This is a genomic window from Streptomyces sp. MBT65 (assembly GCF_016612545.1).
Lineage (GTDB): Bacteria > Actinomycetota > Actinomycetes > Streptomycetales > Streptomycetaceae > Streptomyces.
This window is the reverse complement of sequence record NZ_JAENRY010000026.1, coordinates 17,280-37,489: the sequence shown is the minus strand read 5'-3', so window position 1 is coordinate 37,489 and position 20,210 is coordinate 17,280. Positions and strand designations below refer to the sequence as shown.

The following is a 20,210-nucleotide window of genomic DNA, read 5'->3' as shown; positions in this document are numbered from 1 at the left end:
TTCGTCGTCTTGTGTGGCGAGGGGCGGGACCGGTGACCCCGGCCCCGCCCCTCAGCGGTTGATCAGCCGCCGATGCAGGTGCTGTTGGAGCAGGCGGACTGGCAGGTGGAGGTGCAGCCGTCGCCGGTGTCGTTCAGCAGGCCGGGCACGACCGGAGCGGACGCGATGGTCTCGATGTCGAGGTCGAAGTCCGTATCGGTGCCGGACGTGAAGTCCGTCGCGGCCTTGAGCGTGGTGCTGCCCTGTGGTGCCATCTCGATTCCTCCTGAGTGAGTGGGATGTGCCTTGCTGTCCTGGCCGGTGGGCGCTCTCAGCTCTACGGCCAGGTGATCAGGACCCGCGTGTGCGGGCGGTCGACGACGCGGCCCGAGGGAAGCTGCCCGTCCGGTGCGCCCGTCGGGTGGATCTCGATCCGTGCTCGGTCGCTGCGGTGCTCGCGGTCCCAGACCTGGATCTCCTCGACCAGGCGCTCGGCGACCTTCTGGCCCTGCGGCCCGTGGCCGATGGCGCCGAGCTCGAACCGGTCCGGGTTTTCGGTACGTCGAACAGTTCGATAGGCGAAGCTGTCGCCGTCGACGAGCGTGGGTACCCCGAGCGGCGAGGCCGAGGCAACCAGGCCGCGCTCGCGGGCGGCCGGGGTCGCGGCCAGGAGCGGCAGATTGTCCAGTGCGGTCGTCAGCCAGAGGTCCAAGTGCTCGCTGGACTCGTCGCCGGCGAGTGTCACTCCGGACCATGCTTTGACGCTGGGGCTGCGAAGGGCGGCCCGCAGTCCGTCGGCGTCCGGCTCAGGGTGACCGTCCAGACGCAGGCCCACTTCTTCGCCTTCGGCGTCGTGCAGGAGGACCAGGCGAACGCGGTTCTCGCCGACGCCCTGCATGGGCACGAAGCCGCACAACTCGACGCTGTCGCTCATCAGTTGGCCGCCGTGGCGGACCAGCGCGACGGTGCGGGTCATGCCACGCATCCGCAGGGGCACGACGATGCGGCCGCCGTCGACGAGCTGCTCGGTCCACGCCGGCGGGATGTCGGCGGCCTGGACGGTGACGAGAATGCGGTCGTACGGAGCGTGGTCGGCCACGCCGTATTCGCCGTCGGCGGTGACGACGCGCACCCGCTGGTCGTAGCCGGTCTCTGCCAGGAACTCCTCGGCGCGTGCGGTGACATCGTGGTCGATGTCCACGGTGACGACGAGGCCCTCGGGGCCGACGATCTCGGCCAGATAGGCGGCGTTGACGCCGCCGGAGCCGATCTCCAGTACCCGCATACCGGGCCGCAGGTCGGCCTGTTCGATCTGCATGGCCTGGATGCGGGCGGCGGACACCGAGCTGATGGCCACACCGTCGGCGTCCTTCTTCGTGATCGCGGCGAACTCCGTCTGATAGGCCGTGGCCAGGTCTAGTTCGGGGGTGGCCAGATGCCGGGGGACCTTGCGGAACGCGGCCACGACGTGCGGGCTACGGGCGGCGTCGACTTCGATCAGTTCTCGGACCATCGCGTCGCGCAATTGCTCAGCGGATGCGGGGGCTTCCTCTTGGTGGGTCGTCATGTCGAGGACGTTATTCACGAGCTCTCTCTTTCTCGGCTGTCTCTGCCGAGCCGGTCGCGACGTGGAGGAGATGTGGGTTGTGTCGGCTGGGGCTAGGGGATGGTTGCGTCGAGGGGTGCCAGCTCGGGGGGCGCGGGTTGGCCCACCTGCGAGGTAGCCACGGGGCTCAGTGATCGGCTGCACCAGACCCACTTGCCCCCACGCCTTCGTCGCGTACGGCATCCCCAGTCGTCGGAGAACGCTTCCACCAGGGATAACCCGCGGCCGGACTCGCCCTCGGTGGACTGGGTGCGGGGCACCGGCAGACTGGGAGAGGCGTCGGCGATCTCGGCCAGGATGGTGTCGTCGCGCTGCTGCAGAACCATCACGATGGGGCCCTCGCCGTGTTGCACGGCGTTCGTGACAAGCTCCGACACGATCAGGACCATGTCGTCGGCCAAGTTGCCCAGGCCCCAAGAGGTCAGGGTGTCGCGCGTCGACCTACGTGCCTTGGACGCCGCGTGCGGATCGGACTCCAACGGGATGGCGATCGCTCTCAGAACGCGGCCGGCGTTCGTGCTCTGTCGGGGAATCGCCATCATGCCCACCTGCGCAGAGCGTCCCGGACCCGCCGTACCGTCGACGTACTGTTGTCGAAGGCGCCCAGAGCAGCATGAACGTGTGCTCCACCGGCCGGAGTTGTCCATGGCTTCGCGGGCAACCGCACGGGCCAGGTCTGGCCGCACGTCCGGTGGGAGAGCGGCCGTCTGTCCTGGAGGGCCGGTGGGGGGCTTTCCTGCTTCACGGCGGTGCTCCTTGGGAAGAGACGGACTGTCCGGGCGGAGACGCCTCCAGCGGCGGGTACGTCGCAGGAGATGGTGTCCTCGCACTAGGTGACGGCGATCAGAGTGAGGCCGGGACGGATGTCGTCACCATGGCCCAGCGGGTAGCGTCTGCCGCTCTTCCAGGTGACGCACGTGGCACGCGGGTAGCTTCGAAGTGTCGTCTGCACCAAGGCGGTTGCGGCTCCCTCGTATGCCGGGGTCCCCTGAATGCGAGGGAGCCGCAGGCCAAAGGCCGACGATGGTTGGTCAGTGGTCTTCTTTGGCCGAGAGGGGCCGATGATGGATGAACGTCCCAGGACGCTGCTCAAGGCCCTGGTGGCCCAACGTCACTGGCGCTACGGCGACTTCGTGGGCCACTTCACCCGCACCGCCGAGAAGGTCATCAGGAAGGGCACCGCGAACCCGACGATCTCCGAGGCGCAGTTCCGCCGTTGGACCGCGGGCACCATCCGGACCCTGCCCGGCCCGGATGCCTGCCGGGTACTGGAGGAGATGTTCGGCGTCAGCGCAACTGCCCTGTTTCAGGCGCCTCCCTCAGCCGAGTCACCCGCACCCGCGTTCAGCCTGAAAGACGAGATCGACATGACCGCACGCGACGCGTCCAACGAGGCCGGTGCTGCCGCCTCCGCGTCCATCTCCGACACCACACTCGACCAGCTGCGCGACGACGTCGCCGAACTCGCCCGCCGCTACCACTTCTTCTCGGCATTCGAAATCCTCCAGACCGCACGGAAGTTGAGGGAGGAAGCCGAACAGCACCGCGACCGCACCCAGGTACCCGCCCAGCAGCAGGACCTGCTGGTCATCGCCGGACAAGCCTGCGCGCTGCTGTCCGCCGCAGCCTTCGACCTCGGCTCGCTCGACGGCGCCACCCGTCTCGCCAGGGCCGCCGCCCTGTACGGCGAGACCGCCCGCTTCACCCCGCTGCGGGCCTTCGCCGGCGGTGCCCTCGCCTATATCGCCTACTTCTCCGGTCGGCCCGCCGAAGCGGCCCAGATCGCCCAGCGCGCGCAGATGTTCACCGGGCTAGGCGATGTCGCACACCGTCGCCTGGCGGCCATCGAGGCACGCGCGCACGGCCACCGAGGCGACGCGGCCTCGGCCCAGCAGGCGCTCAACGCCTCTCGCCAGGAAGGGCCTGGAGACATCGACGACCTGCATGACGGCGCGGCGGGCGAGTTCGGCTTCCCCGACGACCGACTGGCCATGTCCAACGCCTCGACCTGTCTGCTGCTCGGCGACGGCGAACAGGCCGAGGCCGCTGCCCGGACGGCGCTCGACCTGGTGGCCGGCAAGCCCGAGGCCCTCCGCTCCGCACGCGTCGTGGGTGGGGCTGCTGCGGACCTGGCCGCGGCCCGGCTCCTGTGCGGTGACCTCGACGGCGCCGCCGATGCTCTCGAACGCGTCTGGATCGTGCCCGGTGAGCAGCGCGCCACCGGTCTCTTGACCCGTACCGCGCGCGTCCGCCGCGCATTGACCGACGAGCGGTTCCGACGGGCGCCCCTCGCCGACGAAATGGGCGAGCGCCTGGAACACTTCAGTCGCCTCGCCGCTCAGCACCAACTGGGCGTGGGGGTCGGCGCGTTGGCCGTTCTGGAGGGATGAGCCGACTCAGGAGGTGGAGGCCAGAGCAGCGAGGATCTTGGCCTCCTTTTCAGGTGCGATTCCGTGCTCCGCCCAGCGAGGGTGATCCACCGGACGCCCGTCGGCCCGCAGCCAGGCCCACGTGTCCGTGATCGTCTCGGTCAGCGGCCGGCACCGCAGCCCGGCCGCCACCGCCTTGGTGGAGTCCACCGACCACACGCCTGCGTGGGTACGCCAGAGCGGCAACTCGGTCCACTGTCGGACCTTGTGCTCGATGAGCACCTCGGGCTCCACCCACACCGGGTGACCCTTCGACTCGGTGACGGCAAGGCAGGCGAGCAGGAAGTCGCCGAACCCCATTCCCTCCGGATGGGCCAGGTTGTAGGCGCCGCCGGCGCTGGCAGCCGCCTGGTCCAGGGCGAAGGCCGCGACATCGCGCACGTCGACCGGCTGGATGATCCGGTCGGCCGGAGCAGGCGCCAGCATCGGTCCGCCCCGGCTGGCCCGGTTCAGCCACCATGGCAGCCTGCCCACGTATTCACCCGGCCCGAGGATGACCCCTGGCCGCAGGAACACCGCCCCATCGCCGAACGCCTCGGCGACCGCCCGCTCCCCGCCGGCCTTCTGGAACCCGTACTTGGTGGGCGACCCGTCCGCGCCGGTGTAACCGAAGGACTCGTCCGCGTCCGACGGGCACTCCAGCACCTCGGACTCCTCGGTCAACGTGTGGTGCGGCCACCCCGTGTACACCGACACTGTGGACACGTGCACCCACCGCGCCACCGCGTTGCGCAGGGCCTGTGCGGCCAGCCGCACGTCGCGTGGCGGAAACTCGGAACTCGACGTATCGATCACCGCGTCCCAAGGGCCCTGGGTAGCAAGCCGGTTGAGATCCGCCGCCTCCGTACGATCACCGCGGACCGTACGCACCCCCGGCACATCCCGACCGGACCGGCCGCGACTGAACGTCGTCACATCCCAGCCACGGAGCAGCGCTCCTTCGACGACGCACTTGCCCAGGAACCAGGTGCCACCCAAGACCAGAATCCTCATACCCAAGATCCTGCCCTCCCGCAGGACAAAGGGAGAAGAGGGGCGCCCGTTGTCTGTTGTCATCGAACCCAGTCGGCGTGCTATCGAAGACAGTCGATGGGTCGATCTGGTCCCGTAGTAGCCGCAGCGGCATGAGCAAGGCGGTCTGTCGCTCGGCCAGTTGGGATCTCTACGCTCTGCCCATGTCGAAGCAGAAGCGAGGCAGGAAGCACCGCACGCCGCAGAAGCGGGCACCGCGCCGTCCCTCGGCACCGCACTCCCGCGCGGCAGGTCCGGTGTTACCGGGCGGCGGATCGCCGCTGAGGGGGAGTTTGGACATGACCGCGACATTGTTGCAGCACGCGAAGCCGGACCAGTTGGTGGAGCTGTTGTTGCCGCACCTGTGGGTGTCGATCGTTGACGGCAGCGTCCCGGCGAACGTCTGCGTGGACGCGTGCCTGACGTTGCGGAACGCCTACGGGCAGCTGGGGGTACGGGCCGAACTACAGCCGGTAGACCTGGTGATCCGGAGCAGAAACGGCGACCGGATCCGCTACGGCTCGCTGAAACCGTCCTGGACGGGCACATCCTGGAACGGGCACTGCGTGCTGGTCCTGCCCGATTCCGAGCGGATCGTGGACGCCACCGTGGAGCAGTTTGATGAGGTACGTGAGATCGGCGCGGGCCCGATGATCGGCAAGGTGGCCTTGTCGGTGGATGCGACGCAAGACGGCGGGCTCATGGAGCCGGGCGCCCAGGTAGTACTACAGCGCGGGGACCTGGTGCTGACCTACACCGTCGCCGGGCCGGAAGCACTGGCCTCCATCCTGGACCACCCGGAAGTGGTGGCTCATGCGGATGGCCACCGGCGAACCGGGGTGAACGTCGCTTCGCTGGCGCTGGCTGCCTTGCGCGGTGAGGGCGTGCATGAACGGGCGGTGCAGGCTCCCTATCCGAGGTTGCGGGCCCTGCTGCGGGCGGTCGGGGATACCGCGTACGAGCCGGACGAAGGCAGGGACATCCGGTTCCGCCTGCCCGACACTGACGGGCACGAGCGATGGCTGAGGCTGGACGAGATCCCGCTGCCGCCAGGCACCCCGGCCGCCTGGCCACGCTCCTAGGCGGCACCGGCGGCAGGACGGCACGGCGACACGGAGCCTCCGGTGGTATGCCGGGAATGCCAGGGGCTCTGCGTCGTCATCAAATCCAGTCGTCGCAGGTCAAGAGGCTGCAGTCGGCTAACTACGGTGACAAAGGACACCAGTTCGCTCGGGGCAGACAGGAAAGCCCCTGATAGGACTGGTGTGCTGCTGCAGACCATGTCACCGTACAACGCTCTGCCAGAGCACCTACCCCCGAACCCATGGAGGCGCCCCTGTACCCGCACCACTCCAGCGACTCTCTCCACCCCGACTCGCATCAGCCGTTGTACTGGGTCACCCCGTGCCACCTGGCCGGTGACGACGGTGTTCTCGCCGAGCAGGTCGGGGCCATCTTGACCGGCCTCGGCTGGGGCATGTGGCCCACCTCCCGCAACACCTTGATGTACGTCAGTCCGGATGGGCTGTACGGCGCTGAGTGGATCCTCGCGGCCTACCCGTTCGAGTTGGGCGGCCTGCCTGTTGCGTGGCAGCTGAGCTCCCGCTCGCACGCCACGTCCGTGATGACGGAGTGGAACGCCTACTTCACCGCCGGCCTCCCGTACGAGGTCCTTGCTGACCTCCTCGTGGCGATCGACGCCCGTGAGACCCCCGACATCAGCTACGAGGGACCCGCGGCAGTCCTTGATGCGCTGGGTGCTCAGGGCTGGGTCCGTGACGTCGACTGCCCCCACACCACCGCCATGGACCCCGGGTTCTCCGCCACGGTCTCGCTGGGACTGCAGCCACCGCTTGTCCAGGACGCGAATCCGCGCCCTGACTCGGTGGGATGGCAGGCATGGGCGGAACCCGTTCTCGGCGCCCCCTATCTGTGGTGCGCCAGCTTCAGCGCCAGCGTCCCCCATGACATGGTCGCCACCTTCGCATCCTCCCTGGCCTCTCCGGCCCTGGTGTCGCGCCGCACCCTGCCCCAGGGCGCAGAGAACCGGCTCACGGTGGTTCGCCGTAGTTGAGGGCCCGTACCTCGGCAGTACCTGTCGTACTGCTTCTCGCCGATCGCCGATTCCCCCTGAGCGGTTTGTTCGCTGCACCCGCCAGGCGAGAGAGATGGAGACCATATGTTCCGAATATTCACACGGCGTCGTCGCGCCGATCGTGAGTTCCGTGATGCCCAGCGCGCGAGCTACGCGTTGCTCCTGCAGCTACAGGTCACGCGGCCGTGGCCCGAGTTCACCGAGCCGACCACACCGGCTCCGGCTGCGGAGGAAGCGGTGGCACCCGACTTCCTGCCACCGGACTTGCGGGTGCTGTCTCGGCAGGAGGTGGCCGGGTTGATGATGCGCTGGCAGCAGCCGCTCGTCGTCGGCGGAGAGGTCCGTTCGTGCCCTGGGTGCGGCGCGTACCGGGACTGGATCGTTTTCTGCATGAGCGACGACTCGGTGTGGTTGCGCTGCAAGGCCGGCCACGAGACGAAGGAGAGCGGCCTGGATGCGGCCTGGTACAACCGCAACTCCGGTCCGGTGGACGGGTTCCACCCCACCCTCGAAGAGGGCCTGCGCCACCTCGGCCACTGAACCCCGGAATCCCCTTGGCTCCCTTCTCCCTGTCGGCGCTTGGAGGGCCGGCTTGGTCAACCTGTCCGTTTCGCAGATCACCAAGGGGTTCGAATGCGCCTTCACACCACGACCGTCCTCAGCCTCACCGCCCTTGCCCTGACAGGCTGTTCGACCAGCAGTGCTGGTTCCAGCGACCCGACTCCCTCGACGGCTGTCTCGGCACACACGGACGGCGACAATGCCCCGGCGTCCGCTCCGCTGTCCTCGGCCGCGCTGGCCGAGCGGCTCCTGGACGAGAGGGATCTGGGTGAGGACTACATCCGGCAGCCGCAGCGCGCAGAGCGGCACGATGACATCTCCGTGATCGGCTGCCCGGCGCTGGAGAAGCTCGGCGGCGAGGCTGCGGTCGGTGGCAGCCTCGCCTTCTCCCACAAGGCGAAGGTGTCCTTCACCTACGCCGGTGGCGGTGGTTCCCAGGTGAGCGAGGAGCTGTACAGCGACACCGAGGCAAAGCTTTCGAAGGGCGTGGGCCGGATCTTCGACGCTATGACCTCCTGCCCCACGTACCAGGTCCTCGGCGGCAGTACCTCCGTCACTGTCACGGCTCAGAAGGTGCTCGCCGCCCGGTTGGGCGACGAGCAGTGGAGTCAGTGGCTGACCTTCTTCTCTGGAGGGCACAACAGCATCGTCAAGCAGACAGCCGTCCGCACCGGGACGGTGGTCGTCGTGGTCTCCGGTAGCCCCGGTCTTGTCGATGCTTACGTGCGCACGGCGGTCGCCAAGGCCAGGGTGGTGAGGTCTACCGGGCGATGAGGAGGGATCGGCAGGCGAAGCAGCGGCGTGCCACCGGAGTTGATCACGGGCGGGTAACTCCCGCCCGTGGTCACACCCCCCAGTGCAGGTGGTCGACACAGAAACGGCAGAAGCCCATACACGTCGTGCTTGTACTCGGTCACTGATTCAGAACGGGACCTTGATGGAGAAGGTGCCGGGCCGTCCTTGCCGGGCTGTGACCTCGGATGCCCTCTTCTTCATGTCGTCGCGGTTTGTGTCGTAGACCAAGGACAGGGCCTGGTCCAAGAACTCGACTCCCTCCAGGACGTCAGGGATGCGGAGAACGTCCTCGTGGCTGCCGACGTTTCCGATCCACTTGACGGCAAGGAGCAGGTCAGCGGCGTCCGCGTGCTGCGGTAGCGCGGTCTTGAAAGTAGCGATCCGGTTGTCGAGGCTAAGCCTGACGGCCTTCGCCGCGCGATTGAGCTTCGTACGGATGACTCCCTGGTCGTCCATCAGGGCCTCGACCGCCGCCCGGATCCTGTTCGCGGCAGCGTTGGGGTCGAGCCAAAGGATCTTGGCTGCGGCGTCCACGCGCTCCCCGACCTCCGAGGGGCAAAGGCCGCGACTTTCGAGCAGGGGCAGCGCAGGGAAAAACATGGTCGGCGTCCAGTGCTGCTCGTACTGGACGTCGTCCCGGCCTCCCCAGCCGACAGTCATCTCCCCGATGACGCGCACGTGGTCGCAGGTCTCTTTCCTGCACGTGAGCAGGCAGTGGAAAGTACCCCGAATCCACTCGGGTTCCCACGCATCGTGGTCGTGCAAGGACTTGCTGGTTACCGACTCCTCTGCCACGAACGAGTCGGGGACTGGGAGCAAGACCCCTCGCGTGCACGTGGGGCACGGGACGTGGGGCCAGTCATCCAGGCTCTCGGGGAAGCCTTTAGCGATTTCCCGTAGATCCTTAATTAAGAGGTTTGCCATGGTGCCGTATCTTGCCAGCGCCAACGACCCCACGGGAGAGGTTTTCGAGTAGGTCGAATGCGGCTCGCAGGGTGCAGCTGAGCCGCAAGGGCATGATCGTTCTCGTCGGCATTTTCTGTACCGGAAAGACTCACGTCCGGGGCAGGTCAGCAGACAGCAGGTCAGCCGTGAATGGCCCACGGTTGACCTCTCGACTGCCCCTTCGATCACGCGCTCGCTGTTGACCCAGAACGCAACTGGGCAGCGAGCCGGAGTCCCGGCGGCTCCAAATGATCGAACGTCAGATCACCCTGTGGGGCGTGCTGAAGTTGGCGCGTGGCCCAGCTGACATCGACCTCTGCCTGGCCGAAGGAGCGGCGACGAGGTGCCTACCGTCCTCGTGAACATTGACCACGGCCGGGGCGCCTCCCGAAATTGTCCACATATGCCGTGGGAACTCGTGAACAGAACCACCTCGGCGGCAACGCCACCCCAGCGAGGCGGAGCGTGCCGGGTGGCGCTGGAGTGGTCGGCAGCTCGGACCCGACGTCGATCCGACATCGGTCGTGATATTCCGACACGAAATTCGAGATCCAACTGGGTCCCAGGCTATGGCTGCGCCATATCGACGAAGCGCGAGTAGTGACCCTGAAAGGCGACCGTGAGTGTGGCCGTCGGACCGTGCCGGTGCTTCGCAACGATCAGATCGGCCTCGCCGGCGCGGGGCGACTCCTTCTCGTAGGCGTCCTCGCGGTGGAGCAGGATGACCACGTCGGCGTTGTCTTCAAGCGCTCCGGAGTCTCGCAGGTCGTTGATCATGGGCTTCTTGTCCGTGCGCTGCTCCGGTCCCCGGTTGAGAGTGGAGATGGCGACAATCGGCAGCCGCAGCTCCTTGGCGAGCAGTTTCAGGCACCGGGCGATCTCGGAGATTTCCTCGTAGCGCGAGCCGAGCTGCCTCGTACCGAAGGTGAGCATGTGGATGGCGTCGACCACGATGAGCTGGACGCCCATACGGCCGTGCAGGTATCGGCAGTGGGCTCGAAGGTCGTGCAGGTTGGCGTAGGCGCCGTCCTGGATGTAGATGGGCGCGGCGCTGACTTCCGGCATCCGGCGAGCCATCCGGGTCCAGTCCTCATCGGTGCACGTGCCGGAGCGGAGGTGGTGCAGGGCGACCCGGGCTTCGGCTGACAGGATCCGCATGCCGACTTCCTTGCGGTCGGCTTCGAGCGTGAACAGAGCCGTGGGCAGGTTGTGTTGGATGCTGGCTGTGCGTAGGAAGTCCAGCGCGAGTGTGGACTTGCCCATGGCCGGTCGGGCCGCGACGACGATGAGTTGGCCGGGGTGGAGTCCGCCAGTCAGAGCGTCCAGATCGGTGAAGCCCGTGGGGACTCCTGGCAGCGGGGCGTTGCGGCTGCCGGCGGCTTCGATCCAGTCGAGAGTGCCTTCGATGACGTCACTCAGTGGACTTGCTGGGGGCAGCAGGGGACGTCGTGTGGTCGCTGCGAAGATCTCTGCCTGCGCAGCGTCCGCGATCCGGTCTGCGGAGTCCGGCTGCGCATCGGTGGTCAGGTCTTCGATGTGGACAGCAGCGGCCTTGGTGCGGCGCAACAGGGCTGCGTTTTCTACGCGTTCGGCGTCGGCAATCCACTTTCGAGAAGGCGAAGGGCCGTCAATCAGCGCGGTGATATAGGCAGCGCCCCCTGCTTCGTCCAACTGTTCGTGCTCGCTAAGGCGGGCGATCACCGCAGCGGGCTCGGTTGGATGGTTGCGCCCGTACAGGTCGAGGATCGTGTCGTAGAGCAGGGCGTGACCAGGCCGATAGAAGTCGTCACCGCTGAGGACTTCGACGATGTCGGCGATCGCGTCCTTTGACCGCAGCATCGCCTTCAGGACGCCTTTCTCGGCGAGCAGATCGTGTGGGTGGTGCAGCGCGGTATCAGTGTCCTCGACGGTCATTCTGGAATCCCCCTCCTTGTGGCTTCTCCCCCGGGTGACCAGCCAAGTGGTCACCCGGGGAGAGTATCTGCGATGCCCCGGCGGGAGGGGTTGACCGTCTCTATGGCCATCGTGGGGATGAAGCCCCTCACTTCACGTTGCGGTGCTGGGCGAAGAGCCTGATGGTTCACGTCAGGCGAGCAGGTTCTCGCGGAAGGCACTGGTTTTGGCGGTGAACTGCGGCCTGGATGGCCGGGTCGGGAAACGCTGGTACTGGCTGCCATCGCTGTGCCTGAGGGCCGTCCAGTAGGGCGGTGGGTGGTAGAGAGTCGGCTACGTCTTCCTTCACCAGTCGGATCCGGCGCACGGTCTGGGAGCCGAGTTCGTCGTTGATCCGTTGGATAAGTACGTCCGCGAGGAGCTTGAGCTGGGTGATCCAGGCAGTGGAGGATCCGCACAGGGTGAGGGTTCCAGATTCGCGGTCGAATCCCGCCAGGTCCACGTGCCTGGCTATCGGGCCGGCCACGGACGTCCAGCAGTTGAGCAGCGTCCCTTCGGCCTCGCTCCAGAGTCCGTGCTCGGAGAACATGTCCAGCAGCGCTCTTCCGATCTGCACGGGCGGCGTCCGCCCGCGCGGTTGTCTACGGACGGCACGGGAAGAGGATCGCTCGGTGAAACGGTACCGACGGGCGTCCTCTTTGGCTCGTCGCAGCATGAGCAGGGCGAGATCTGGGAGCTGCTCACCGCCCGCCGGCCTTTCCCGAGTCACAGGTCGGCCTGTTGACGGAGGGTGGGGGTGCCCCAGGTGCGCACGACGTTGTGGTCCGTGAACGCGTACACCAGCCGGTAGGCGAGCGCCGGGTTCGGCCCTTGCCAAAGCTGCGCCAGGTACTGATGTGCGTCTGCTTCGCTGCGTCGAGGTGTTCCGCAGACCTGCCAGGCTTGGCCGTTCCACAACTCGGGGATCCACCGCTTTTGCGGCTCCGGCTGTTCGGCGCGCAGCCGGTGCTGAGACTGCACCCGCGCTGCGGGGCCATCGTCATCGCGGTCTGCGGAGCGCGGCCCAGGAGGGGTGTGTCGGCCTGCCCGGCGACGGGTCTCGCAGAGCAGACACAGGTCGGTGGCGTCCTGATCGACCGGTCCGCTCGGATGCTCGGAGCATCGGGTGACTGGCTTGGGTGTGCTGATCGTCTCGTCCAGCTGGGCCACCGCGCGTTCGAGGTCCTGGCGGATCTCCTCCACATTGAGGACGGCCTCGCCGCTGATGAGCCGCTCTTCGTGTTCACCGGCGACGCGCAAGGCACGGCCCAGCGCTACGAGTTGGGCATGGTTCATGGAAGGGCTTCTCTTTCATGTCCGGCACCGACCGGGGATTCGTCGTGCGGCTGTGCGAGGGCTAGTCCTTGGTCAGCTGCTCTTTCGTGGGCTTCGGGCCAGCCGGAGTCGCATCGCCCGCCACAGCTCGCCCGCGCCGGGGCTGCTGGTGGGCGGGCTACTGTGCAGGCCCGGACAGCATGCGTCGTGAGCCACCTGCGCGGTGCCGTAATCACGGTGGTGAGGTCCAGGCCAGGCGATCCCGCCGGCGAGATGGTAGACCTCGACATCGGCGAAGCGCCGTGCCGGGTAATCACCCGGAATCAGGGCGATCCACGCCACCTCCATGTCAGGTTCACTGCCCTCGATCGCGGAAACAGGGGCGGCCCCTGCCTGGGGCCGGTAGATATTGACCCCGTCGTAGTGCAAGGTCCGGTGACGGTGCGTTGGAAGACCACAGGCCGGACACGGCACCGTCAGCCTGCGACCCCACGACGGCACGCGATCATCTGCCGGGCCTTGCTGGGGAGGGACGCTCGTTGCCATCCACCACCTCCGATGCGTGAGGGACCGTAGGGCTGGCTCGCCCCAGGCGGCAACATCCAGATTAGCGGCCCGAGTTGGCACCATTGCGACAATCTGCACGCCCGATTGCGTAGTTGGCCGACTGGCATCAGGAACTGAGCACACGGCGGCTTCTTCGGTAGGGGCGTTGGGCGGAGCCCGACGGGGGATGCGAAGCGCGCTCGGCCGCCGTGGATGGGAGCCGTGCTTATCGTGACCGGTGCACGCGGGGTGGCAGCGGTGTGGAGGTGGAGGGCGCCGCGGTGGTGGTCCGCGCATTGGACGAGACACGGGGAGTGCGGTCCAGCGCGCCCCACCTTCGGGAGCTGGACACGTGCCGGTCGCCGAGGCGTTGGACGCGCCAGACGAGGACTTCGGATACTGACTTCGCGTCGTCCAAGGGGCGGTGCTGGGCTGCCTGTTGGAGGACGGTAGCCGGGTTGTGGCCAGCGGCTTCGACGGCGGCGAGAGTGGCGATGAGCGCGGGCCAGTCGCCTTCGGTGAGGATCTGTTCGGCGTGGCGGGGCAGGACCTCGTGCAGGGTGAGGGCGTACCGGTGCACCGTGCTGTCGGAGGGACTGTGCCTGGCGAGTGCGGCGAGGCTGGCAGGGGCTATCTGGGCGTAGGCGGCTTGCAGGTGCGTGAGCGTCTGACGGGCGGCGGCCACCTGCCGGTCGTGGTGGTGCAGTGCGCTGTGGCGCTGGACTGCGAGGACGACGAGGACGGCGGCGTCCAAGAACATGGCGAGCCCGGTGTGGTCCGCAGGCTGGTAGCGCATGGCCTTCAGCGCGCCCCGCAGTGCGCGGGCGTGCTGGTGGTCGGCGCGGGCGCGGGTGTGGGCGGCGTGTTCGAAGGCGACAGCCGCACGGTGGAGTTCGGCCTGGAGTCGGACAGGAGCATGGGCAGGGAGCGCGTAGAGGACTTCGCCGAAGACGGTCAGGTGGGCCTGGATGGCACCGTCGTCGGCGCGGGTGAGGTGGTGGGGGATGCGTTCGGCGGCAGCGGTTGCGACGTGCCACGGGCTGGGGCGGTGAGGGCGAGCTGATGAGGCTGCGGTGGGCTGTGCCTCGGCGGCGGCCAGGCGCTGTCGGATCTGGGGGAGGGACAGGTCGGTGGCGAGGCTGGAGCCGGAGAACCAGACGGTCGTGCCGGCGTCAGCCAGGGCTACCTTGTAGCCCTGGAGGTCACCGGAGGGCAGGGTGCGGGTCTCGACCTGAAGGCCGGCATCGGCGAGCAGGTTGAAGAACTCATTCAGATCCTTCGCGTGGGACAGCGCGGTACGCACGGCGTGCCGCAGCCGTTCACGCGCGGTCTTGTCGTGGCCCTGCCGCTTGGCTTTCTCCTCCTCGGCCCGGGTGGAGCGCTTCACCGCCGAGGTGCCAGCAGCAGCTTCGGGACCATGCGGAACCTGGGTGAGGCCGAAGTCTTCCTCGACGGCTCTGAGTTCGTTCATGGCGCGGTGGTAGTCGTTCCAGTTCCGCGGCGGGCGCAGATCACCGCGCACCTTGGTGGCGACGATGTGGATGTGGTCCTCCGCGTGCCGCACGGCAACCCACCGGCAGCCGTCCGGGTCGCTGTCGGGTGCGATGCCGGTCGCGTGCAGCACGCGCCGGGCGATGGTGGCCCACTCGGCGTCGGTGAGGATGTGGTCCTGGGGCGCGGCGCGGATCGAGCAGTGCCACACGTGTCCCTCAGGTGCCTTGTCGCCGGCTTGCTTGACCCGCAGATCCAGGGCCTGGGTGAGCTGGCCGAGCCGTTGCTTGTGGCCGGGGGTGTCCCAGGGGCCGGGGTCGGGGACGAAGTCGTCCCAGGAGGCGACGATGTGCTGGTCGGTGTGTTCGTTGGCGCGGCCTTTGTCGAAGAGGTAGGCGAGTACGCCGTAGGTGTGGTTGCCCGGCTTGACGATGTTCGCGATCACCTCAGACCGCCCACTTCTGCCCGGCTGCCCGGAAGGCGGCGTCGTCGATCGCCCGGACTGTGTCGTGGGCGGTGGTGAGCAGGCGGTCCGCCCGGTGGAGGATCGCGGCGTCCACAGGGTGTGGATCGCCGTCCGCATTGAGGCGGCGGGCGATCTGGTTGACGTTGTTGCCGATCCGGGCGATCTGCGCCCGCATAGCGGCGAGCTCGTCGACCGCATCGTCGTAGACCGTGCGCTCGGCAGCGACGGTGATCTCACCGCGGACGCGGGCCATGGTGGCGTCGGCAATGTAGCGGGCCATGGTCACGTGAGCGGTCTTCGCCGACGACTGGATGTCGTGCTTCTCGTGCGGCGCGAAGCGCGCGGTGACGTGCTCGGAGCGCTGCGCATCGAGGTTCGCGCGGCGGTACGGCGCACGCTGCGTGGCCCCAACGGAGGGATCGCGCGGCTGCTCGCCGGCGCCCACCCGTTCCTGCTCCGGCACGCCCTCGTGCCGGAGCTCCTCCTCCGCCACCCCCGGGGCGGAGGGGTCCGCGATGGACCGGCCTATGGACGGTCCATCGCCATTGCTTGCTGGCGTTGAGGCTGGGGTAGCCATCTCCCTGTGTCCGGTGGGGAGTTCGTGGTGCGAGTCGTGCATTGGGCGAGTCTTCCTCGGGCGTTGTGGGTGGGGCGGTTCAGTGGGGGTGGCCGGTGCGAGCGGCCCTCAACTCGGCCTTGACGGTGCGCACGACCTCGCCGGCGGTGTCGCTGGCGACGCTGTAGCCGTCCTCGCGCACGGTGTCCTCAAGCAGATCGCGGGAGAGACGTCCGGTCTCGCCGTGGATGCGGTGGGCGTAGGCGGTGAGAGCTTCCCGTGTCGCCCGAGGTTTGGGGCCCGGGCGGTTCGGCTTCGCCCGTGCGGCCTTGCCCGGATCGGCATCGGGCTCTTCCTCGCCCGGTTCCGGTGCGGGGCTCGTGGGGGTGTGGGCGGGCGTGTGCGGGCGGGTTTCGGGCTCCTGGTGGGCAGCCCGGTGGGCCGTGTCATCGCCCGCGTCGTTCTCGGGCGGGCGGCCCGGATTCTCTGCCCGCCTCGTCGCTGTGGCGCGCGGGCGGGCAGGTGCGGAACCGCTCGGCGTGCCCGCGGTAAGGGCGGGCCAGCGCCGGGGCAGCGGAATGGAGGCCAGAGTGAGGGCCTGTTGCCGGGTGGCGAGCTTGCGCAGCAGCAGCTCGTCCTGGCGCTTGTCGCGGTCGACGTCGGCCTGCTCCAGTGCCTGGTGCAGACGGCGGGTGAGGCGCCGGCCTCGCGGCTTGTCGCGTTTCTCGGGCTTCATGACCTCTGCCCGGAGGATCAGGGTCACGGCCCGGTCGAGGGCGCGCTCGCGGATGATTCGGGCGGCGTCCGCGTCCTGGTCGGCAATCCCCAGACGGGCCAACAGCCGTTCCCGCATCTGTCGGGCGAGGACGGCTGTGAGGCTGCGGGAGTCGGCGTGCGGGCTGCGGTTGCGCAGCTCGATGCCCATGGCCAGGTGCCAGAGCACGGCCGCCAGGACCGGGCCGACGAAGGCCCGCACGGTTCCGCCCACCAGACCGGACTCGGCGTAGGCGGGCACGATCTGCACGCCGGTGATCACCCAGGTGAGGGTGCCGGGCGCCCCGGGCGCCTGCTTCGGGCCGTTGAGGTTCTGCCGGGCCATCAGCGCGGTGGCGAACAGGGCGAGTTCCGCGACGGCGAACATCGCGGCCCGTTCGATGGTGCCGCCCATGTCGAGGTAGTCGGCGGCGAACCGCCAGCTGGTGTCCGCGCTGTAAGCGGTGCAGCCGATCGCGGCGACGGCGGCGACTGGGATGGCGGCCGTGCCACGTCGCCGCCCGGTACCGGGCTTCTGGGCGCGTCGGCGTAGCAGCCATGCAGCGAGCAGGGCTACGACGAGGGGCAGGACTACGTCGGCCGCAGACGAAGTAGTCCAGTCAGGCAAGAGCGACATGGTGTCGATGGCGGCGTCTATTTGTGCGGTGCTGCCGAGCGTCATGCAGACGGTCTCCAAGGGGAGGAAGGGGAGGGAGTGAGGGGTGTTCAGGGAGGGGGCGTACACGCGGGGCCCCTTCTAAAGGGGGCCCCGCGCGTGATCGCTTGGACGCGTGTACGGCGTGGACGCTCGCGTGATCGCTTGACCTGCGGTTTTGCGGTGAGCGTGCGCGCTGTGAGCGGTTCACGGCGGTGTCTGCGCGCAGGGGCCGCGTGTACGGTCGCGTGATCGCTTCGCGAGGGCCCGTGGGGCTCAGCCGACGGCGGTGAGGTGGCGTGCGGAGGCGTAGTAGCGGGTCTGCTGTCCGCCTCCGGCACCTCCGGCGATCCCGTCGGCTTTGGTGGCCAGGCCGCTATCGACGAGGCGGCCGAGGTGGCGGCGTGCCTTCTCCACGTCGGCGCGGTCGGGGTCGCCTCCACCGAGCAGGGCGACTGCCAGGTCTCGGGCGGTCATCCCGTTCGGGGCGTTGCCGATCAGGACGGCGGGGTCCTTGGTGGGGTCGACCGTGGTGGTGCCACGCACGTGGTCGTGGGTGACGTCCAGCGGGCCGACCTCGCCGGTGGGGGTCTTGAGGTGGTGCAGGGTGACGGCGGGGTCGCCGGCCTTGCCTGTGACGAACAGGACGCTGCCTGCGCCGGAGACGTACCAGGTGGAGCCGTAGACCTGGTCCAGGCTGGGGCGTTGACCGTGCGGGGCGTCGGCGGTGGCCTTGCGCTGGTGGTGCAGCTCCAGGATCTCCACGCCGCCTCGCAGGGCGCGGTTGCGGGCGTTGTGGAAGGCGACCGCGAGGCTGTCGTCGACCATCGTGCTCACGGCGTCCTTGAGGCTGTCGATCACGATGGTGTCGGCCCGGTGGGCGGCGGCGAGGTCGGCGAGGAGGTCCGGTTCCTTGTCCAGGCTGGCGGGCAGCGGGCCTTGCCAGACGACGAGTCCGTCGCGCAGGATCTTCTCGTCGGTGTCGAAGACCCGACGGGCCATGGCCTTGGCGATCTGCTTAGGGCGGTCCATGGCCAGATAGAGCACCCGCCTGCTGGGCGCGACCGGCATCTCCAGGACCGTCTCCTGCAGACCGAGGCGGGCGAAGATCACCTGGTGGGCCAGGGTGGTCTTGCCGACCCCGGGTGCGCCGACGATCATCAGGCTCTCGCCAGAGGCCCAGACGGTCTTGTCGCGCGTTCCCCACAAGGGTTCGGTGTCGGCGCCGGTCTCCTTGACGAAGACCCACCCGTCGACAGCGAAGCGGGACAAGCGGCCCTGTCCCGATGCGAGGGCACGCTCGCACTCGGCGCGCACCTCCGCTTCGATCTCGCTGCGTATCTCGTCGGGGTCGGCGCCCGGCTCCTGGGCACGCTGGACGGTCCGCACGGCCGAGGCGAGCAGGCGGCGCAGGTTGGCCTTCTTGCGGATGATCTCCGCGTGGTGCTGCGCGCTGCCGGCGTCGTAGAGCGCACTGGCGAGCTGGTGCAGGTAGGCGGCTCCGCCGACACGCGCCAGATCGCCCTGCTCCTGGAGCAGCTCGCTGAGGACGATCGGGTCGGTCGGCCTGCCCTCGCGGTGCTGGGCGAGCAGCGCGCGCCAGACCGTTTCGTGCGCGGGCCGGTAGAAGGCGTCCTCGCCGAGGATGGGTCGAACCGTGTCGATGACGTCGCTGTGGTGCATGCAGGCGCCGAGCACTGCGCACTCGGCCTCCAGGTTGAAAGGAGTCTGCGCCGGCTCGTCCGGATACGGCGCGGACCGGTATCCGGAGTGGGATGGCATCTCGTGCATGTGACCCGTATTCTGGGTCAATAGGACTCCTCTCCCGGCAGGCTACATGGAGCGCCAACTCCGGCCACCGGTCCAGATCGTCATGGTTGGGCGGTTGAGGGTTTCCGCTTCGCCCCCGGTGTTCACAGCACCGGGGGTTTCTGCTTGTCCAGCCGCGTTCGCCGCCGGACGCCATAAGTCTACCCTAGGCATTTGAGAGACGTCTAGTTGCATTCGTCTTCCAAATGATGTTAACTAGTTCACCGTAGGCCGCAGCTGTACGGCAGGCCCGCCCGACGAGGAGGTGAAGATGGCCAACGGCAAGGGCGACGACGACGCGAGCGCCACGAACGCGCGGCCACCGGTCGAGGACAACATCGCCGAGCGCGTGAAGCTGGAGCGCGAAGCGCGCGGCTGGAGTTCGGTCACCCTGGCCGAGAAGATGGCCGAGGTCGGCCACCCCATCGGTCAGTCCGCTATCTGGCGCATCGAGAGTGGCAAGCCGCGCCGCCGCGTCAACACCGACGAGGCGCTCGGCTTCTGCAAGGTCTTCGACATGACCCTCGACGAACTGGCCAGTCCGCCAGGGCAGATGGCCAACCCGATCATCCGTCGGCTGGTCGGCGAGTACGTCGAGCTGTGGAAGGAATGGCGTTCCCTGGGCAAGTCGATGGACGCGATCCAGGACCAGCTCCGGGAGTACACCAAGGCCAACCCGGACCAGGACACCATGGTCCGCAACCTGCTTGCCTACGAACTGGACGCGGCCTCCAACGGCGACTTCCACCGCCACAAGGGAGCCCGCTCCCGGCTGATCCGCTGGCTCGGCGACGCCTTCAATCCGTCGACCACCGACGCTCCCGTCGACGTCGACGAGTAACCCCCCCCGCCGCCGGGCCCTCGGTGCTGCGAACACCCAGGACCTACCCCTGCGGCACCTTCGCGCGTCTGCGCAACCGCCCAACCACCACCCACACCACCATGACCGGTCCGACCGGAGTTGGCGCTCCGTACGTGACCGGGTGAGGAGCCCTCTTGCCCGAGTTTCCCCTGCCCGTAACCCAGATCGCCCAGCTGCTCGGCATCTCCGAGGGCGCCCTGCGCGCCCTGATGCCCGCGCGGGACGACGTACCAGGCGATCCCACCCTCGTCGGGCTCACCGTCGAGGAGGCCGGCCGCCGTCTCGGCATCGGCCGGACGAAGATGTACGAGTACGTCTCGTCCGGCGAGATCCGCTCCGTGAAGATCGGCAGCCTGCGCCGCATACCCGCCGAGGCGGTCGGAGAATTCCTGGCCCGCCGCTACCGGCCCTCGGACTTCGGCACCGCGGCCTGAGTGGGGCGCG

Annotated in this window: 19 protein-coding genes; 7 read left to right on the top strand and 12 right to left on the bottom strand. The window is 68.4% G+C overall.

What is annotated here, in order from left to right:
- Positions 1 to 62: 62 nt before the first annotated feature.
- The 3 genes from JHN63_RS08630 to JHN63_RS08620 form a co-directional block, all read right to left on the bottom strand.
- The gene (locus JHN63_RS08630; protein ID WP_200678509.1) at positions 63 to 254 is read right to left on the bottom strand and encodes an FxLD family lanthipeptide; all 192 of its coding nucleotides are present in this window, start codon (positions 252 to 254) and stop codon (positions 63 to 65) included.
- Between the two features lie 62 nt (positions 255 to 316).
- The gene (gene fxlM / locus JHN63_RS08625; protein ID WP_234476312.1) at positions 317 to 1,546 is read right to left on the bottom strand and encodes a methyltransferase, FxLD system; all 1,230 of its coding nucleotides are present in this window, start codon (positions 1,544 to 1,546) and stop codon (positions 317 to 319) included.
- Between the two features lie 92 nt (positions 1,547 to 1,638).
- Positions 1,639 to 2,127, bottom strand: coding sequence for an ATP-binding protein (locus JHN63_RS08620; protein WP_200678507.1), 489 nt, complete (start codon positions 2,125 to 2,127; stop codon positions 1,639 to 1,641).
- Between the two features lie 519 nt (positions 2,128 to 2,646).
- Here JHN63_RS08620 and JHN63_RS08615 point away from each other — a divergent pair.
- Positions 2,647 to 3,975 carry a DNA-binding protein gene (locus tag JHN63_RS08615; protein WP_200678506.1) on the top strand — a complete coding sequence of 443 codons (1,329 nt, stop codon included), beginning with the start codon at positions 2,647 to 2,649 and terminating at the stop codon, positions 3,973 to 3,975.
- 6 nt (positions 3,976 to 3,981) lie between these two features.
- Here the strand turns inward: JHN63_RS08615 and JHN63_RS08610 are convergent, their stop codons facing one another.
- Positions 3,982 to 5,007, bottom strand: a complete 1,026-nt coding sequence (locus JHN63_RS08610; protein WP_200678505.1) for an NAD-dependent epimerase/dehydratase family protein — start codon at positions 5,005 to 5,007, stop codon at positions 3,982 to 3,984.
- A gap of 317 nt (positions 5,008 to 5,324) precedes the next feature.
- Here JHN63_RS08610 and JHN63_RS08605 point away from each other — a divergent pair, with 317 nt between their 5' ends.
- The 4 genes from JHN63_RS08605 (at position 5,325) to JHN63_RS08590 (ending at position 8,455) form a co-directional block, all read left to right on the top strand.
- Complete coding sequence (locus tag JHN63_RS08605; protein ID WP_200678504.1) at positions 5,325 to 6,107, top strand: hypothetical protein; 783 nt, start codon at positions 5,325 to 5,327, stop codon at positions 6,105 to 6,107.
- 242 nt (positions 6,108 to 6,349) lie between these two features.
- Positions 6,350 to 7,099: a DUF317 domain-containing protein gene (locus JHN63_RS08600; RefSeq protein WP_200678502.1), complete on the top strand. Its 750-nt coding sequence runs from the start codon at positions 6,350 to 6,352 to the stop codon at positions 7,097 to 7,099.
- Between the two features lie 105 nt (positions 7,100 to 7,204).
- Entirely contained in the window at positions 7,205 to 7,660 is a 456-nt protein-coding gene (locus JHN63_RS08595; protein ID WP_200678499.1) for a hypothetical protein, read from the top strand.
- Between the two features lie 93 nt (positions 7,661 to 7,753).
- Entirely contained in the window at positions 7,754 to 8,455 is a 702-nt protein-coding gene (locus tag JHN63_RS08590) for a hypothetical protein (RefSeq protein ID WP_200678497.1), read from the top strand.
- A gap of 147 nt (positions 8,456 to 8,602) precedes the next feature.
- Here the strand turns inward: JHN63_RS08590 and JHN63_RS08585 are convergent, their stop codons facing one another.
- From JHN63_RS08585 to JHN63_RS08550, 8 genes are all read right to left on the bottom strand, one after another.
- Positions 8,603 to 9,400 carry a DUF4145 domain-containing protein gene (locus JHN63_RS08585; RefSeq protein WP_200678495.1) on the bottom strand — a complete coding sequence of 266 codons (798 nt, stop codon included), beginning with the start codon at positions 9,398 to 9,400 and terminating at the stop codon, positions 8,603 to 8,605.
- Positions 9,401 to 9,988: 588 nt separating this feature from the next.
- Entirely contained in the window at positions 9,989 to 11,335 is a 1,347-nt protein-coding gene (dnaB, locus tag JHN63_RS08580) for a replicative DNA helicase (RefSeq protein ID WP_200678493.1), read from the bottom strand.
- 166 nt (positions 11,336 to 11,501) lie between these two features.
- Positions 11,502 to 11,930: a DciA family protein gene (locus JHN63_RS08575; protein ID WP_200678491.1), complete on the bottom strand. Its 429-nt coding sequence runs from the start codon at positions 11,928 to 11,930 to the stop codon at positions 11,502 to 11,504.
- Positions 11,931 to 12,079: 149 nt separating this feature from the next.
- Entirely contained in the window at positions 12,080 to 12,649 is a 570-nt protein-coding gene (locus JHN63_RS08570; RefSeq protein WP_200678489.1) for a hypothetical protein, read from the bottom strand.
- A gap of 751 nt (positions 12,650 to 13,400) precedes the next feature.
- The gene (locus JHN63_RS08565; RefSeq protein WP_200678486.1) at positions 13,401 to 15,110 is read right to left on the bottom strand and encodes a relaxase/mobilization nuclease domain-containing protein; all 1,710 of its coding nucleotides are present in this window, start codon (positions 15,108 to 15,110) and stop codon (positions 13,401 to 13,403) included.
- Between the two features lies 1 nt (position 15,111).
- Positions 15,112 to 15,624 (bottom strand): plasmid mobilization relaxosome protein MobC, encoded by a 513-nt coding sequence (mobC, locus tag JHN63_RS08560; protein ID WP_307781849.1) that lies wholly within the window; start codon positions 15,622 to 15,624, stop codon positions 15,112 to 15,114.
- A 163-nt stretch (positions 15,625 to 15,787) separates the two neighbouring features.
- Positions 15,788 to 17,077: a hypothetical protein gene (locus tag JHN63_RS08555; protein ID WP_200678517.1), complete on the bottom strand. Its 1,290-nt coding sequence runs from the start codon at positions 17,075 to 17,077 to the stop codon at positions 15,788 to 15,790.
- Positions 17,078 to 17,371: 294 nt separating this feature from the next.
- On the bottom strand, positions 17,372 to 18,886 hold the full coding sequence (locus JHN63_RS08550) for a DnaB-like helicase N-terminal domain-containing protein (protein ID WP_200678482.1): 1,515 nt from the start codon (positions 18,884 to 18,886) through the stop codon (positions 17,372 to 17,374).
- 289 nt (positions 18,887 to 19,175) lie between these two features.
- On the opposite strand from JHN63_RS08550, the gene JHN63_RS08545 reads away from it, so the two are divergent.
- Both JHN63_RS08545 and JHN63_RS08540 read left to right on the top strand, forming a co-directional pair.
- Positions 19,176 to 19,745, top strand: coding sequence for a helix-turn-helix transcriptional regulator (locus JHN63_RS08545; RefSeq protein WP_200678480.1), 570 nt, complete (start codon positions 19,176 to 19,178; stop codon positions 19,743 to 19,745).
- Positions 19,746 to 19,900: 155 nt separating this feature from the next.
- The gene (locus JHN63_RS08540; RefSeq protein WP_200678478.1) at positions 19,901 to 20,200 is read left to right on the top strand and encodes a helix-turn-helix domain-containing protein; all 300 of its coding nucleotides are present in this window, start codon (positions 19,901 to 19,903) and stop codon (positions 20,198 to 20,200) included.
- Positions 20,201 to 20,210: the final 10 nt, after the last annotated feature.